Genomic DNA, 17,769 nt, shown 5'->3' on the forward strand with positions numbered 1-17,769 from the left:
GACCCATTGCCGCGGCGCCTGGCTGCCGGATGCTTCGCGGCAGGCCTTGGTGAGTCAGTTGCCCGACTAATTATTTGCCGCCGCTATCCGTTCCATGGGGGACAACTTGCAAGCCGAATTCAGGCAGGAACCCCCCATGACCGACGCGTTCGAACTCCCCAGCACCCTGGCTCATGCCCTCCAGCGCCATGCCGCGCTGACGCCGGACCGGGTGGCCCTGCGCTTCCTCGCCGACACCCCTGGGCAGGGTGTGGTGTTGAGTTATCGCGACCTGGACCTGCGCGCCCGGACCATCGCCAGCGCCTTGCAGGCCGAAGCGGCGCTGGGCGATCGCGCCGTGTTGCTGTTCCCCAGTGGCCCGGATTACGTCGCGGCGTTCTTTGGCTGTCTCTACGCCGGGGTGATTGCCGTGCCGGCCTATCCGCCGGAGTCCGCCCGTCGCCACCATCAGGAGCGACTGCTGTCGATTCTCAAGGACGCCGAACCGCGCCTGCTGCTCACCAGCAGCGACCTGCGCGAGCCGCTGCAAGCCATCGAATCGGCGCCACCGGTAGTGTGCGTCGATACCCTCGACCCGGCCCGCGCCGGACAATGGCGGATGCCGACGCTGCAGGACGATGACATTGCCTTCCTGCAATACACCTCCGGTTCCACTGCATTGCCCAAGGGCGTGCAGGTCAGCCACGGCAACCTGGTGGCCAACGAATTGCTGATCCGCCATGGCTTCGGCATCGACCTGAACCCCGACGATGTGATCGTCAGCTGGCTGCCGCTGTACCACGACATGGGCCTGATTGGCGGCCTGTTGCAGCCAGTGTTCAGTGGCGTTCCCTGTGTATTGATGTCCCCGGCTTATTTCCTGGCCCGCCCCCTGCGTTGGCTCGAAGCGATCAGCGAGTACGGCGGCACCATCAGCGGTGGTCCGGATTTCGCCTACCGGTTATGCAGCGAGCGGGTCAGTGATTCAGCCCTGCAGCGTCTCGACCTGAGCGGCTGGCGCGTGGCCTATTCCGGCTCCGAGCCGATCCGCCTCGACACCCTGGAGCGTTTTGCCGAGAAGTTCGCCCCGTGCGGCTTCACGCCGGACAATTTCATGGCCTCCTACGGCCTGGCCGAAGCGACCCTGTTCGTCGCCGGCACGCCACGCCACCACGGCATTCCTTCGCTGCGGGTGGTTGATGCGGCGCTGGCGCAAAACCGGGTCGAGCCGGGGCAGGGCAGCGCGGTGATGAGTTGTGGTGTCAGTCAGCCCGGGCACGCGGTGCTGGTCGTCGAGCCGGCGACGTTGCAGCCACTGGCCGACAATCAGGTCGGTGAAGTCTGGGCCTCCGGGCCGAGCATCGCCCTGGGTTATTGGCGCAACCCTGAAGCCAGCGCCAAGACCTTTGTCCAGCACGACGGCCGGACCTGGCTGCGCACCGGTGACCTGGGGTTCCTGCGCGGCGGCGAACTGTTCATCACCGGGCGCCTGAAAGACTTGCTGATCGTGCGCGGGCACAACCTTTATCCCCAGGACATCGAGCAAACCATCGAGCGTGAAGTGGAGGTGGTGCGCAAGGGCCGGGTGGCGGCGTTCGCGGTCAACGACGGGGGTGAGGAAGGCATCGGTATCGCCGCGGAAATCAGCCGCAGCGTGCAGAAAATCCTGCCGCCGGAAGCTCTGATTAAATTCATTCGCCAGGCGGTGGCCGAGGCCTGCCAGCAAGCCCCGAGCGTGGTGGTGCTGCTCAATCCCGGCGCGTTGCCCAAGACTTCCAGCGGCAAGTTGCAGCGCTCGGCCTGCCGCACCGGATTGGCCGACGGCAGCTTGGACAGTTATGCCCAGTTCCCCTCAGCCGAAGCAACCCCATCAACCGAAGTCACCGTGGCGGATGAGTCCGTGCAGTCCTGCCGATTGCAAACCCTCATCGGCCAGGTCTGGCGGGAGCAATTACAGGTCGAGCACGTCCAGGCTGATGATCATTTTTTCCTGCTGGGTGGCAACTCCATCGCCGCCACCCAGGTGATTGCGCGATTGAGTGAAACCCTCGGGCTGGCGCTCAACCTGCGCCTGCTGTTCGACGCCCCGACCCTGGCCGCGTTCGCGGCAGCGGTGGCGAACCAGCAGCAGGACGGCGGCCAGGCCCAGGGCGCGATCAGCGCGTTGCCGCGCCACGTGCCACTGCCGCAGTCCCTGGCGCAGAACCGTTTATGGATGACCTGGCAGCTTGACCCGACGAGCCGCGCCTACAACATTCCCGGTGGCTTGCACCTGCGCGGCGAGTTGGACGAAGACGCCTTGCGCGCCAGCTTCCAGCGACTGATCGAGCGTCATGAGTCCCTGCGCACACGGTTCCTGGAACGCGATGGCGTGGCCCTGCAACATGTCGATCCGGCCGGCGAGTTCGAGCTGCATGTCATCGACCTTGGCGACCTGCCTGCCGACTCGCGCGCAGACCGGGCGCGACAGGTTCGAGAAGACGAGGCGGCCACGCGGTTCGATCTGGAGACGGGACCGCTGCTGCGGGTCACCCTGTTGCGTCTCGACGAGGATGACCACCAACTGTTGGTGACACTGCACCACATCATCGCCGACGGCTGGTCGATGAATGTGTTGATCGAAGAATTCTCCCGACTGTACGCCGCCGCTTCCCAAGGGCAGGTCGCCGAACTTGCGCCATTGCCCTTGCAGTACGCCGACTACGGCAGTTGGCAACGCCAGTGGCTGGCCGAGGGCGAGGCCGAGCGTCAACTGAGCTATTGGAAGCAGCAACTGGGCGCTGAACATTCGGCCCTGATGTTGGGCACGGATCATCCACGCAGCGCTCAACGCCAACGCAGCGCCGCGCGGCACAGTTTGCGCCTGGACAAGGACCTCGGCGAAGCCCTGCGCCAAGTGGCCCAGACCCATGACGCGACGCCGTTCATGCTGTTGCTGGCCGCTTTCCAGGCGCTGTTGCAGCGTTACACCGGGCAATCCGACTTGCGCATCGGTGTACCCAACGCCAACCGTCCGCGCCTGGAAACCCAGGGGCTGATCGGCTTCTTCATCAACACCCAGGTCCTGCGTGGGCAGGTCGATTCCCGCCAACCGTTCGCCGCGCTGCTGGCCCAGGCCCGCGAAGCCACGCTGGGTGCCCAGGCTCACCAGGACCTGCCGTTCGAACAGTTGCTCGAAGCGTTTCCCGAGGCGCGCGAGCACGGCCTGTTCCAAGTGATGTTCAACCACCAGCAACGTGACCTGAGCGCCTTGCGACGCCTGCCGGGGCTGCTCGCCGAAGCGTTGCCGTGGCACAGCCGCGAAGCCAAGTTCGACCTGCAACTGCACAGCGAAGAAGATCGCAACGGTCGCTTGACCCTGTCGTTCGACTACGCCGATGAACTGTTCGAGGCGACGACCATCGCCCGCTTGGCGGAGCACTACTGCAACCTGTTGCGGGCGGTCTGTGCCGATCCGCAGCAAGCCATCGGTGACGTGCCGCTGTTGACCGCCGATGAGCACCGCCAACAGCAACAGTGGAGCGCGGCCCCGTGCGCGCCGGCCAGTCAATGGCTGCCGGAGCTGCTGAACGAGCAGGCCCGCTGCACGCCGCAACGGATCGCGTTGCGCTGGGACGGCGGCCAACTCGACTATGCCGAGCTGCACGCCCAGGCCAATCGCTTGGCCCATTACCTGCGGGACAAGGGCGTTGGCCCGGATGTCTGCGTGGCGATTGCCGCCGAGCGTTCGCCGCTGTTGCTCATTGGTGTGCTGGCCATCATCAAGGCCGGCGGCGCCTATGTGCCGCTGGATGCGGACTACCCGGCCGACCGTCTGGCCTACATGCTCGACGACAGCGGCGTCGATCTGCTGCTGACCCAAACCGCATTGCTGGAGCGTTTGCCAGCCTGCGACGGCGTCAGTGTCATTGCCATGGACGCCCTGCATCTGGAGCAATGGCCGAGCAACCCGCCGGGTCTGCACCTGCACGGCGATCACCTGGCCTACGTGATCTACACCTCCGGTTCCACCGGTCAGCCCAAAGGCGTCGGCAACACCCACGCGGCCCTGGCCGAGCGCCTGCAATGGATGCAGGCGACCTACGGGCTGGACGCCAGCGATGTGCTGATGCAAAAGGCCCCTATCAGTTTCGACGTGTCGGTCTGGGAATGCTTCTGGCCGCTGATCACTGGCAGCCAACTGGTGCTGGCTGGCCCCGGCGAACACCGTGACCCGCACCGCATCGCCCAGTTGGTGCAGCAGTTTGGCGTCACCACGCTGCACTTCGTGCCGCCGCTGCTCAGCCTGTTCATCGATGAACCCCTGAGTGCCCGCTGCACCAGCCTGCGCCGGCTGTTTTCCGGCGGCGAAGCCTTGCCGGCCGAGTTGCGCAACCGGGTGTTGGCGCAACTGCCGTCGGTACAGTTGCACAACCGCTACGGCCCGACCGAAACCGCGATCAACGTCACCCATTGGCAGTGCACCGAAGCCGATGGCGAGCGCTCGCCCATCGGCCGTCCCTTGGGCAACGTCTTGTGCCGGGTGCTCGACAGCGACCTCAATCCGGTGCCGGCCGGTGTCCCGGGCGAGCTGTGCATCGGCGGCCTGGGCCTGGCCCGGGGTTACCTCGGACGTCCGGGCCTGAGCGCCGAGCGTTTCGTCGCCGACCCCTTGGGCCCGGCCGGGGCGCGGTTGTACCGGACTGGCGACCGCGCGCGTTGGAGCACCGACGGTGTGATTGAATACCTCGGCCGCCTCGACCAGCAGGTCAAGCTGCGCGGCTTCCGAGTCGAACCGCAGGAAATCGAAGCGCGCCTGCTGGCCCAGGACGGCATCGTCCAAGTGGCGGTGCTGGTGCGCGACACTTCGGCCGGCCCGCAACTGATCGGCTATTACACCGCCCCGGATGTCGCTCAAGGTCAGGACGAGTTGAATAGTCGACTCAAGGCCGCCCTGGCCGCCGAGCTGCCGGACTACATGGTGCCGGCCCAACTGCTGCGCCTGGACGCCATGCCCCTGAGCCCGAGCGGCAAGCTCGACCGTCGCGCCTTGCCCGAGCCGCAATGGCAGGTGCGCGAGCACGTCGAGCCGGTCAGCGCCCTCGAACAGCAAATCGCCGGCATCTGGCGCGATGTGCTGGGACTGGCGCGTATCGGCCTGCGGGACGATTTCTTTGCCCTCGGCGGCCATTCGCTGCTGGCGACCCAGATCATTTCCCGCACTCGCCAGGCCTGTGACGTGGAACTGCCGTTGCGGGCGCTGTTCGAGGCCAGTGAATTGGGAGCCTTCGCCGAACAGGTGCGCTTGATCCAAGCCAGCGGCCAGACCAACCGCCAGCCACCCATCGAGCAGGTCGACCGCAGTCAACCGGTGCCGCTGTCGTATTCCCAGCAGCGCATGTGGTTCCTCTGGCAAATGGAGCCGGACAGCCCGGCCTACAATGTCGGCGGCATGGCGCGCTTGCGCGGGGTGTTGGATGTCGGGCGCTTCGAGGCGGCGTTGCAGGCATTGATCCTGCGTCATGAAACCCTGCGCACCACGTTCCCGAGCGTCGATGGCGTGGCCCGCCAACAGGTGCACAACGAGACGGGCCTGCGCATGGACTGGAAGGACTTCTCGACACTGGCCGCCGACACGCGCCAGCAGCGGGTGCAGCAACTGGCGGACAGCGAGGCCCACCAGCCCTTCGACCTGGAAACCGGGCCGCTGCTACGGGCCTGCCTGGTCAAGACCGCCGAGCATGAACATTACTTTGTCCTGACGCTGCACCACATCGTCACCGAAGGCTGGGCGATGGACATTTTCGCCCGTGAACTGAGCGCGCTGTACGAAGCCTTTATCGACGATCGTGAGTCCCCGCTGGAACCGTTGCCGGTGCAATACCTGGACTACAGCGTCTGGCAGCGCCAGTGGCTGGAGTCCGGCGAGCGTCAGCGGCAGCTGGATTACTGGACCGCGCAACTGGGCCGTGAACACCCGCTGCTGGAACTGCCCGGCGACCGACCGCGTCCGTCGGTGCAGAGCCATCGCGGCGAATTGTTCCGTTTCGATCTGAGCGATGAACTGGCGGCGCGGGTCCGCGCCTTCAATGCGCAACAGGGCCTGACCCTGTTCATGACCATGACCGCCGCCCTGGCGGTGCTGCTTTACCGCTACAGCGGCCAGACCGACCTGCGCATCGGCGCGCCGGTGGCCAACCGTATCCGTCCGGAAAGCGAAGGGCTGATCGGTGCGTTCCTCAACACCCAAGTGCTGCGTTGCCAACTCGACGGGCAAATGTCGGTGGGCGAATTGTTCGAACAGGTCCGCCACACCGTCATCGAAGGCCAGTCCCATCAGGACTTGCCGTTCGATCATCTGGTGGAAGCCCTGCAACCACCGCGCAGTGCGGCCTACAACCCGCTGTTCCAAGTGATGTGCAACGTGCAGCGCTGGGAGTTCCAGCAGAGCCGCACGCTGGCCGGCATGAGCGTCGACTACCTGGTCAACGACGCCCGGGCCACCAAGTTCGACCTCAACCTGGAAGTCACGGATCTGGACCAGCGCCTGGGTTGCTGCCTGACCTACAGCACCGACCTGTTCGACGAGCCGCGCATCGCGCGCATGGCCGGGCATTGGCGTAACCTGCTGGAAGCGTTGCTGGACGATCCGGCCCACCGGTTGAGCGAGCTGCCGTTGCTGGAGGCTGGCGAGCAGCAACAATTGCTCGACAGCCTGGGCGTCGAGCCCGGTGAGCATCGCCTCGACCAATGCATCCATGAACTGTTCGACGAACAGGCCCGGGCGCGTCCCGATGCGCCGGCCCTGACCTTCGCCGGGCAGACCCTGACGTATGCGCAACTGGACAGCCGCGCCAATCGCCTGGCCTGGCACTTGCGCGAGCGAGGCGTCGGACCGCAGGTGCGGGTCGGCCTGGCCCTGGAGCGTTCGCTGGAAATGGTCATCGGCCTGCTGGCGATCCTAAAGGCCGGTGGCGCCTACGTGCCGCTGGATCCGGAATACCCACTGGATCGCCTGCACTACATGATCGAAGACAGCGGCATCAGCCTGTTGCTCAGCGATCGGGCGATGCTCCAGGCCCTGGGTGCTTTGCCCGAGGGCGTGGGCTGCTGGTGCCTGGAAGACGACTCGGCGGCCTTGGCCCACTACCCGGACCACCCGCTGCCGTTGATCAACCTGCCGCAACACCAGGCGTACCTGATCTACACCTCCGGCTCCACCGGCAAGCCCAAGGGCGTGGTGGTGTCCCACGGTGAAATCGCCATGCATTGCCAGGCGGTGATCCAGCGCTTTGGCATGCGCCCGGACGATTGCGAGCTGCATTTCTATTCCATCAACTTCGACGCCGCCACCGAACGCCTGTTGGTGCCGTTGCTCAGTGGTGCCCAAGTAGTGCTGCGTGCCCAAGGCCAGTGGGACGCCGAGGAAATCTGCGGGCTGATTCGCCAGCATCGCATCAACATTCTCGGCTTCACCCCCAGCTATGGCAGTCAGTTGGCGCAGTGGTTGGCTACCCAAGGGCAGACGTTGCCGGTGCGCATGTGCATCACCGGCGGCGAAGCCCTGACCGGCGAGCATTTGCAGCGCATTCGCGCGGCGTTCAGCCCGAGCCTGTTCTTCAACGCCTACGGTCCGACCGAAACCGTGGTCATGCCGCTGGCGAGCCTGGCCCCCGAGCAATTGGAGGAAGGCGCGGCCAGTGTGCCGATTGGCAGCGTGGTTGGCGCCCGGGTGGCCTACATCCTCGACGCCGACCTCGCGTTGGTGCCACCAGGCGCCACGGGTGAGTTGTACGTCGGCGGTGCTGGCCTGGCCCAGGGTTATCACCAGCGTCCGGGCATGACCGCCGAGCGTTTTGTCGCCGACCCGTTCGCCCCCGAAGGCGGACGCTTGTATCGCACCGGCGACCTGGTGCGCCAGCGTGCCGACGGTCTGGTGGAGTATTTGGGACGGATCGACCATCAGGTGAAAATCCGTGGTTTCCGCATCGAGCTGGGGGAAATCGAAACCCGCCTGCTGGAACATGAGGCGGTGCGCGAGGCCGTGGTCCTGGCTCTCGACCTGCCGGGCGGCACGCAACTGGCCGGCTACCTGGTGAGCGACATCGCCAGCCAGGACGGCGAGCAACAAGCGACCCTGCGCGACGCTTTGAAAAACCACCTCAAGGCCCAACTGCCGGACTACATGGTGCCCACGCACCTGATCCTGCTGGCGAGCATGCCGCTGACCGCCAACGGCAAGCTCGACCGCCGCGCCTTGCCGCTGCCCGATCCAGGACTCAATCGCCAACACTACGTGGCGCCGAGCAATGCCCTGGAGCAGACCCTGGCGGCGATCTGGTGCGACGTGCTGAACGTGACGCAGGTGGGCCTCAACGATAACTTCTTCGAACTGGGCGGCGATTCGATCCTGTCGATCCAGGTGGTCAGCCGCGCCCGGCAACAGGGCATTCATTTCACGCCCCGGGACTTGTTCCAGCACCAGACCGTACAGACCCTGGCCGCCGTCGCCACGCGCAGCCAGCAGGTGCACGCCGAACAGGGCCTGGTGCAGGGTGAGTCCGGGTTGACGCCGATCCAGCATTGGTTCTTCGACCGCCCGATGCCCAACCGGCATCACTGGAACCAGGCGTTGTTGCTGGAGCCGACCACGGCCCTGGACCCGCAACCGCTGGAACAGGCCCTGCACGCGATCTTCCAGCACCACGATGCCTTGCGCCTGGTCTTCGGCGAAACCGCCGGGCACTGGCGCGCCGAGCACCAGCCGCTGTCTGACGCCGTGCTGTTGCAGCAGGTATCCGTGGACACCGCGCAAGCGTGCGAAGCGTTGTTTGCCCAGGCGCAGAGCCGTTTCAATCTAACCACCGGGCCGTTGCTGCATGCCGTGTTGGCGCAAACGCCGGATGGCCGGCAACGGTTGCTGATCGTCATCCATCACCTGGTGGTGGACGGTGTGTCGTGGCGGGTGCTGATGGACGACCTGCAAACCGTCTACCGCCAGCTCGTCGCTGGGCAAGAGGCGCAATTGCCGGCCAAGACCAGCCCGTTGCGCGACTGGGCCGCGCGTTTGCAGGCCTACGCCGGCAGCGAATCCCTGCGCGAAGAACTCGGTTGGTGGCAAGCGCAGTTGAGCGGTGCGCACGTCGCGCTGCCGTGCACGAACCCCGAGGGGGGACGCCAGGAGCGTCACGCGCAAACCGTCAGCGTGCGCCTGGACGCCGAGCGCACTCGGCAGCTGCTGCAACAGGCGCCGAGCGCCTACCGCACCCAGGTCAATGACCTGCTGCTCACGGCGCTGGCTCGAGTGTTGTGCCGATGGAGCGGCCATGATTCGGCTTTGGTCCAGCTCGAAGGCCACGGCCGCGAAGCGCTGTTCGACGACCTCGACCTGACCCGCACCGTGGGTTGGTTCACCAGCGTCTACCCCGTGCGCCTGACTCCCGCGAGCGAAAGCGTCAGCGGCTCGATCAAGGCTATCAAGGAGCAACTGCGCGCGGTGCCCCACAAGGGCCTCGGTTATGGTGTGCTGCGCTACCTGGCGGACGCGGCGACTCGCGAGGCGATGGCCGGCCTGTCGCACGCGGCGATCACCTTCAACTACCTGGGCCAGCTCGACCAGACCTTGGGCCAGGAGGCGCTGTTCCAGCCGCTGGATGCGCCGCTGGGGGCGATCCATGATCCCGCCGCGCCGCTGCCCAATGAGCTGAGCGTCGACAGCCAGGTCAGCGGCGGCGAGTTGGTGTTGCGTTGGACCTTCAGTGCCGAACGTCATGAGCGCGAGACCATTGCTACGCTGGCCGAGGCCTACCTCGATGAGTTGCAACGCCTGATCGAACACTGCCTGACGGACGAGGCGGGCGGCCTGACGCCTTCGGACTTCCCCCTGGCGAAGCTGACCCAGGGCCAGCTCGACAGCTTGCCTGTGCCGGCCGCGCAGATCGAAGATGTCTATCCGCTGACGCCCATGCAGGAAGGCATGCTGCTGCATACCTTGCTGGAGCCGGGCACTGGCCTGTACTACATGCAGGATCGCTACCGCATCGACAGTGAACTGGACCCGCAGCGTTTCGCCCAGGCCTGGCAGGCGGTCATCGCTCGCCACGAAGCCTTGCGAGCCTCGTTCTGCTGGAACGTTGGCGAAGACATGCTGCAAATCATCCACAAGCCCGGCCGCACGCCAGTGGACTATCTCGACTGGTCCGAGGTGGCCGAAGACGCCCAGGAAGCCAAGCTCCAGGCCTTGCTCAAGGATGAGCGCGAGGCCGGTTTCGATCTGTTGAACCAGGCCCCGTTCCACTTGCGGCTGATCCGGGTCGGCGCGGCACGCTACTGGTTCATGATGAGCAATCACCACATCCTCATCGATGCCTGGTGCCGTTCGCTGCTGATGGACGATTTCTTCGAGGTCTACACCGCCCTGGGCGAACAGCGCGAACCGCGGTTGGCCGTGCCGCCGCGCTATCGCGACTACATCGGCTGGCTGCTGCACCAGAGCCTGGACGAAGCCCGGCAGTGGTGGAAGGACAACCTGCAAGGTTTCGAGCGGACCACGCCGATCCCTGGCGACCGGCCGTTCCTGCGCGAGCACGCCGGTGACAGCGGCGGCATGATCGTCGGCGACTGCTACACCCGCCTCGACGTTCGGGACGGTGCGCGGCTGCGGGAGCTGGCCCAGGCCCATCAACTGACGGTCAACACCTTCGCCCAGGCGGCGTGGGCCCTGGTACTGCGCCGGGTCAGCGGCGACCGCGACGTGTTGTTCGGTGTCACCGTGGCCGGGCGCCCGGTGGAGTTGCCGCAGATGCAACGCACCGTGGGGCTGTTCATCAACAGCATCGCCTTGCGCGTGCAGATGCCCGAGGTTCATCAGCGCTGCAGCGTGCGCCAGTGGCTCAGCGATTTGCTGGACCGCAACATGCAACTGCGCGAGTACGAATACCTGCCGTTGGTGAGCATCCAGGAAGTCAGCGAACTGCCCAAGGGCCAGCCGCTGTTCGACAGCTTGTTCGTGTTCGAGAACGCGCCGGTGGAAGTCTCGGTGCTGGATCGCGCCCAAAGCCTCAACGCCACTTCAGACTCGGGTCGTACCCACACCAACTTCCCGCTGACGGCGGTCTGCTACCCGGGAGACGACCTGGGGCTGCACCTTTCGTACGACCAGCGCTACTTCGATGAAAGCACCGTCCAAGGCCTGCTGGGCGAGTTCAAGCGGCTGCTGCTGGCGCTGATGGAGGGCTTGCACGGCGATATGAGCGAGCTGCCGCTGATCGGTGCCGAAGAACAGGATTTCCTGATCGAAGGCTGCAACCGGAGCGAGCATGCTTATCCGCTGGAGCAGAGCTACGTCGAGTTGTTCGAGGCGCGGGTCGCGGCCCATCCGCAACGCCTTGCGGTCAGTTTCCTGGACGCGACCTACAGCTACGCCGAGTTGAATGCCCGCAGCAACCGCCTCGGTCACGCCCTGATTGCGGCCGGTGTCGGTCTGGATCAGCCGGTGGCGCTGCTGGCCGAACGAGATGCCGAGTTGCTGGGCATGATCATCGGCAGCTTCAAGGCCGGTGCCGGTTACTTGCCGCTGGATCCCGGCCTGCCAAGCCAGCGCTTGAGCCGCATCATCGAGTTGAGTCGTACGCCACTACTGGTTTGCACCCAGGCCTGCCAGGCCCAGGCACTGGCCTTGTTGGATGAGTTTGCCTGCTCCGGGCGGCCGAAGCTGCTGGTATGGGAAAGCGTCCAGGCCGGCGACTTTTCGCCGCAAAACCCTGGTGTCTACAGCGGGCCGGACAATCTCGCCTACGTGATCTACACCTCCGGCTCCACCGGCCTGCCCAAAGGCGTGATGGTGGAACAACGGGGCATGCTCAACAACCAACTGAGCAAAGTGCCGTACCTGGCGCTGAGCGAGGCGGATGTGATCGCCCAGACCGCTTCCCAGAGCTTCGATATTTCGGTCTGGCAGTTCCTCGCCGCGCCGTTGTTCGGCGCCCGGGTCGACATCGTGCCCAACGCCATCGCCCATGACCCGCAAGGGCTGCTGGAGCATGTGCAGCAGCAGGGCATTAGCGTGCTGGAAAGCGTGCCGTCGTTGATCCAGGGCATGCTCGCCCAGGAACGCATCGGCCTGGACGGCCTGCGCTGGATGCTGCCCACCGGCGAAGCGATGCCGCCGGAACTGGCTCACCAGTGGTTGTTGCGTTACCCGGACATCGGCCTGGTCAACGCCTACGGCCCGGCGGAATGCTCTGACGACGTGGCGTTCTTCCGCGTCGACCAGGCGTCGACCCGTGGCACCTATCTGCCGATCGGCACGCCCACCGACAACAACCGTTTGTACCTGCTCGATGGCGCGCTGGACCTGGTGCCGCTGGGTGCGGTGGGTGAGTTGTGCGTGGCGGGCACCGGGGTCGGGCGTGGTTATGTCAGTGATCCGTTGCGCACCGCCCCGGTGTTTGTGCCGAACCCGTTCGGGGCGCCGGGGGAGCGGCTGTACCGCACCGGCGACCTGGCGCGGCGGCGCAGCGACGGGGTATTGGAGTACGTCGGGCGCATCGACCATCAGGTGAAGATCCGCGGCTACCGCATCGAGCTGGGGGAAATCGAGGCTCGGTTGCATGAACAGCCGGAAGTGCGCGATGGCGCGGTGGGCGTGCAGGAGGGGGTTAATGGCAAACATCTGGTGGGCTACCTCGTGGCCACCGACTCGGCGCTGAAACCCGCCGAACGCCTGGACCGCATCAAGCAGCGCCTGCGGACCGAACTGCCGGAATACATGGTGCCGCTGCACTGGCTGTGGCTCGATCGCTTGCCCCTCAACGCCAACGGCAAACTGGACCGCAAGGCCTTGCCGGCCCTGGAGATCGGCCAGTTGCAAAGTCAGGATTATCAGGCGCCCGGCAATGAGCTGGAACAGACCCTGGCCGACATCTGGGCCCAGGTGCTGAAAGTCGAGCGGGTAGGGGTGAAGGACAACTTCTTCGAACTGGGCGGCCATTCCTTGCTGGCAACGCAAATCGCCTCACGGGTGCAAAAGGCCCTGCAACGCAATGTGCCACTGCGGGCAATGTTCGAGTGCAGCACGGTGCAGGAACTGGCCGAGTACATCGATGGGCTGGCGGCAAGCGAGATCACTGAGGAGAAGGTGGATCGGTTGAATGACCTGATGGCGGAGTTGGAAGGCATGTAGTTTTATGGTGTCTGTAGTGGCCTCATCGCGGGCAAGCCTTGCTCCCACAGGAATCGGCTGCGAACAGATTATCTGTGTTCGAGCTTCAACCCTGTGGGAGCAAGGCTTGCCCGCGATGGCATTGCCCGGACATTGCCAAGCCCAAGGTTGACGCCTCGCGCCTGGCGGCTCAGTCTCCCCAGGGCTTTTTTCCAGATTCAAACAAGGAGGTCACCGATGCCGTTTGCAATGATCGACGGACAACCGCTCCATTACCTGGACCAGGGCCAAGGCCCGGTGGTGGTGCTGGGCAGCAGCTACCTGTGGGATCACAGCATGTGGGCGCCGCAGATTGACGTTTTGTCGAAGCACTACCGGGTGATCGTTCCGGAATTATGGGGCCACGGCCAGTCCGGACGCTTGCCAGAAGGCATGTCGTCCCTGGACGACCTGGCCCGCCAGACGCTGGCATTGATGGATCACTTGAATATCGACTGCTTCAACCTGGTCGGGCTTTCAGTGGGCGGGATGTGGGGCGCGCGGCTGGCACTGGCGGCGCCCGAGCGTGTGCAGTCGCTGGTATTGATGGATACCTACGTCGGCGTCGAGCCGGAGCCGACCCGGCTTTACTACTTCTCGCTGTTCGACAAGATCGAAGCCAGCGGCAGTATCCCCGAGCCGTTGCTGGACATCATCGTGCCGATCTTCTTCCGGCCGGGTATCGATCCGCAGTCAGCCCTCTACCAGCAGTTCCGCGCCACCTTGGCCACGTTGCCGCGCGAGCGCCTGCGCGACAGCGTCGTGCCGCTGGGACGGATCATTTTTGGCCGGGACGACATCCTGCCGCGCCTGCATGAACTGGATGCCAAGCGCACGCTGGTGATGTGCGGCGACCAGGACAAGCCGCGACCACCGTCCGAGGCGTTGGAAATGGCCGAGCTGATTGGCTGTTCCCATGTGCTGATTCCCGAGGCTGGACATATTTCCAACCTGGAGAATCCGGAATTCGTGAATCGGATGTTGCTGGGACTCTTGCGTCGCTGATCCACCGTCATCGCGAACAAGGAATGGGGAATAGACATTGATTTTGTGAACACGCGGGAAAACTGTGGGAGCGGGCTTGCTCGCGAATGCGGTGGGTCAGTCACAGCTGTACTAACTGATCCTTCGCATTCGCGAGCAAGCCCGCTCCCACAGGGGATCTGCAGTGGAGGCCGGTCACTTCGGCCCGAGAATCTTCACCAGCTTGTCCGGCGACGGCGCGCCTTGCTGCTGTTGCAGGTCACCTTTTTCATCCAGGTAGAAAATCGCCGGGGTGGCGGACAGTTCCAGTTCGTCCATCAACTGCTGGTTGGCGTCCAGTTTGGCCTGGATGGCGGGTGGGATGTCCTTGAGCGGTTTGAGCGGGCTGCCCTTGCCGGCCTTTTCATGCTCGGCCAGGGTTTTTTCCGGGTCCTTGGCGGCCAGCAAGGCAGCGGATTTACCCGGGCTGTCTTCGCGGATGATGCCCACCATGATGTGGCGCAACTGCACCTTGCCAGCCTTGACCCAAGGCCGGGCCTGTTCCCAGAACATGTTGCAGTACGGGCAGTTCGGGTCGCTGAACAGGTACACCGTGCGCGGTGCGTCCTTGTTGCCGTCGGCGATCCAGTTGCTGGCTTCCATCTTTGCCCAGATTTCCTTGGCCATCGGGGCGTAGACCAGTTTTTGCAGCGGTTCGGCGCTCAAGTCCTTGCCGTCGGCGTCGTACAGGTTGCCCAGCAGGACGTGCTGCCCGTCCGGGGTCAGGTACAGCGCCATCCCGCGGTTCTGGTATTGCGCCGCGTAACCGCGCAACCCGTCCGGGGCCTCGAAGGTGCCGACGATTTTCGCGCCCTTGGCTTCGATCTTCTTGATGGCCGCAGGCAACTCTTCGGCCTGGAGCAGCGGTGACTGCAACAGTGCGGCGGCAACGGCCAGGGTCAGCAGGTGGCGGAGGCGGGGCATGGCGGTTTCCTTGTGGCGGAGTGGGGCGTCGTAGGCGAGTCGGGCGTTTCGAAGTGTTCCAGGGCGCGGGCCAGGCTCGCTTCCGACAGTTCGCCCAGGTGGCTGCCCAGCAGGCGGCCGTCGGCGCTGTAGAACAGGGTAGTTGGCAGGGCCATGGAACCCACGGCCTGGCCGAGGCGGCCGCTGCCATCGAACAGAACATTGGTCAGGCTCAGGCCTTGGGTGGCCAGGTAGGTACTGACGCTTTGCATGCTTTCGGCCTGGTTGACGAACAGGAAGGTCAGGTCCGGGCGCTGTTGCTGGGCTTCTTCCAGCACCGGCATTTCTCGTCGGCAAGGCGGGCACCAGGTGGCCCACAGGTTGATCACCAGAGGGCCGCCCTGGTAGTCGGTGAGCTTCACGGTCTCGCCGTCGGCGGTGCGCAGGTTTATCTCGGGCAGCCGGGTGCCTTGTTCATAAATCGTCAACGACATGGTCGCCACCAGCCAGAACAGCAAGCCACTGCCGACACCGAAGCCCAGCGGTCGGCGCAAGGCCGGGCGGCGCCGGGCCCACAGCAAGGCGCCGACCAGCAGCGCGACAATGCCCGGCCAGGCCAGGAAGCCGCCGTCACGCAGGTCGACGATCTGCCACGGGTCGTCCCGGTAATGTTGCCAATAGGCGACAACAAAACCGACCCGTGCGGCCAAAAGGCCCAGCACGAACAGCACGAATAGCACCGACTCGGGGTTCTCGCCCCCGCGCTTGGCCACCCGCCAGCCGACGAAGGTCGCCAGGGCCAGGGCGCTGATCAACAACAAATGATTGAGGGCGATGGCAAAGGTGCCCAGGGTGAACGTCAGCATCAGCGTGCGTCTCGGGTGAGGTTCCAGCGCTCCAGGAAGGCCTTGGCGTCGACTTCCCCGGTGATCCGCTGGCTGCGGCGCTCTTCACCGTCGGCACCAATCCACAGCAGGCTCGGCGGCCCAGGCACTTGGTAACGGCTCAGCAACTCGCGGCTGGCGGGGCTGTCGGCGGTGACGTCGAGGCGCAAGAGGCGTACACCGTTCAGGGCGTCGAGCACCTCGGCGCGGCCGAATACCTGCTTTTCCATGATCTTGCAGGACACGCACCAGTCGGCGTAGTAGTCCAGCAGCACCCATTGGCCCTGGACCTTGGCGGCGTCCAGTTCCCGTTGCAGGGCGGCGGGCTCGCTGACGGTGACGAATGCGTCGTGGGCACTGACGTTCGCACTGCCCTCGCTGGCGGCGTACACCTTCAGGGGCTGGAAGAAATCATCGCCACCGCCCGCTGCGCCAATCACCAGCAGGCTGCCCCACAGGCCGAACAGCAACGAGGCGCTGCCGCAGACATAGGCGATGCGACCGAAGCCTTCGGTCTGGCGCCAGGCACTGTAGGCGGCGATCAACAACAGCACGCCCCACAGGCCGACCCACAGCGAGCCGTCGATGATCGGGCGAATCATCAGCAGCGCGGTGCCGAGGAACAGGAAGCCGAACACACCCTTGAGCAGGTTCATCCAGGCGCCGGGCTTGGGCAGGAAGCGGTTGCCCACGGTCACCAGCAGCAACAACGGCAGGCCCATGCCAATGCCCATGGTGAACAGGATCAGCCCACCGTGCAGCGCATTGCCGCTCTGGGCGATATACAGCAGCGCACCGGCCAGCGGGGCGGTCATGCATGGTCCCACCAGCAGGCCCGACAGGGCGCCGAGCACGCCGGCGCCTACCAGGCTGCCACCGCGCCGCTGGCGCCCGGCGTTTTCCAGGCGATCGCGCAGGGCGGCCGGCAATTGCAATTCGAAGAAACCGAACATCGGCAGCGCCAGCAACACGAAGATGGCCGCGAAGCTGCCCAGCAGCCACGGTTGTTGTAGCAACGCTTGAAGGTTGGCCCCCAGCAGTGCGGCGAGCACGCCCATGGCGGCGTACACCAGGGCCATGCTGATCACGTAGCTGCCGGCCAGCGCCAGGCCACGTCTCGGTCCGGCGCCGCTGCCCACCACCAGCCCGGCCAGGATCGGCAGCATCGGCAGCGAACAGGGCGTGAACGCCAGCAGCAGGCCCAGGCCGAAGAACACCAGCAGGCTCCAGCCCAAGGCCCGTTGCTGCAGGCCGCTGGCCAGGGCCTGGTCCGGCGCCTCGTCGGTGGTCGCCGCCGGTGCGCTGCCGCCCAAGTCGACGACTTGGGTCTGGGGTGGGTAGCACAGGCCAGCGTCGGCACAGCCCTGGAAGCCCACCTTGATCTTGCCCGTGGCGCCGGCGGGTATCTTCAGTTCCAGCGCCTGGCGATAGACTTGCTGGTCGCCGAAAAACTCGTCGCTGTGGGCTTCACCCTCCGGCAGCTTGGGTTTTTGCGCCTCGGCCAGGCCATCGAACTTGAGCCGTTGCTGATAGAGGTAGTACCCATCGGCGATCTGCCAGAACAGCTGGGTTTCACCGGAGTCCAGGCGTTCGGAGGTGAACACGAACGCCTTTTCCACCGGCAGGAAATCGGGTTTGGTTTCGAAGGGATTGGCGGCCTGGGCCAGGCCCGAGATCAGGAACAGCCACAAAAAAAACAATCGACGCATGGACAGAGCCTTAGAACGAAGCATGTGGAAAGCACAATGGCGACTGGCGATTAACCGTCGATTAACCCGGCGACGACCGGCAGGCAGCAAT

General features: G+C 65.1%; 5 protein-coding genes. 2 read left to right on the forward strand and 3 right to left on the reverse strand.

The genetic code is table 11. The features are described 5' to 3' along the window. The first annotated feature begins 136 nt into the window (after positions 1-136). On the forward strand, positions 137-13,141 hold the full coding sequence (locus tag HU715_RS03925) for a non-ribosomal peptide synthetase (protein WP_186705319.1): 13,005 nt from the start codon (positions 137-139) through the stop codon (positions 13,139-13,141). Positions 13,142-13,357: 216 nt separating this feature from the next. Beyond that, positions 13,358-14,164: an alpha/beta fold hydrolase gene (locus HU715_RS03930; RefSeq protein WP_186705318.1), complete on the forward strand. Its 807-nt coding sequence runs from the start codon at positions 13,358-13,360 to the stop codon at positions 14,162-14,164. A gap of 174 nt (positions 14,165-14,338) precedes the next feature. On the opposite strand, the gene dsbG is transcribed toward HU715_RS03930, so the two are convergent. Genes dsbG through dsbD form a run of 3 tightly spaced genes read right to left on the reverse strand, consistent with a single transcriptional unit; the run spans position 14,339 to position 17,678 of the window. Continuing rightward, the gene (dsbG, locus tag HU715_RS03935) at positions 14,339-15,106 is read right to left on the reverse strand and encodes a thiol:disulfide interchange protein DsbG (RefSeq protein WP_186705317.1); all 768 of its coding nucleotides are present in this window, start codon (positions 15,104-15,106) and stop codon (positions 14,339-14,341) included. Continuing rightward, entirely contained in the window at positions 15,082-15,951 is an 870-nt protein-coding gene (locus tag HU715_RS03940) for a TlpA family protein disulfide reductase (RefSeq protein ID WP_186705316.1), read from the reverse strand. Before HU715_RS03940 ends, dsbG begins: the two co-directional genes overlap by 25 nt. Further along, positions 15,951-17,678 carry a protein-disulfide reductase DsbD gene (dsbD, locus tag HU715_RS03945; protein ID WP_186705315.1) on the reverse strand — a complete coding sequence of 576 codons (1,728 nt, stop codon included), beginning with the start codon at positions 17,676-17,678 and terminating at the stop codon, positions 15,951-15,953. Before dsbD ends, HU715_RS03940 begins: the two co-directional genes overlap by 1 nt. Positions 17,679-17,769 lie beyond the last annotated feature (91 nt).

The sequence above is a fragment of the Pseudomonas zanjanensis genome, assembly GCF_014268745.2.
In the GTDB taxonomy this organism is placed as follows: domain Bacteria; phylum Pseudomonadota; class Gammaproteobacteria; order Pseudomonadales; family Pseudomonadaceae; genus Aquipseudomonas; species Aquipseudomonas zanjanensis.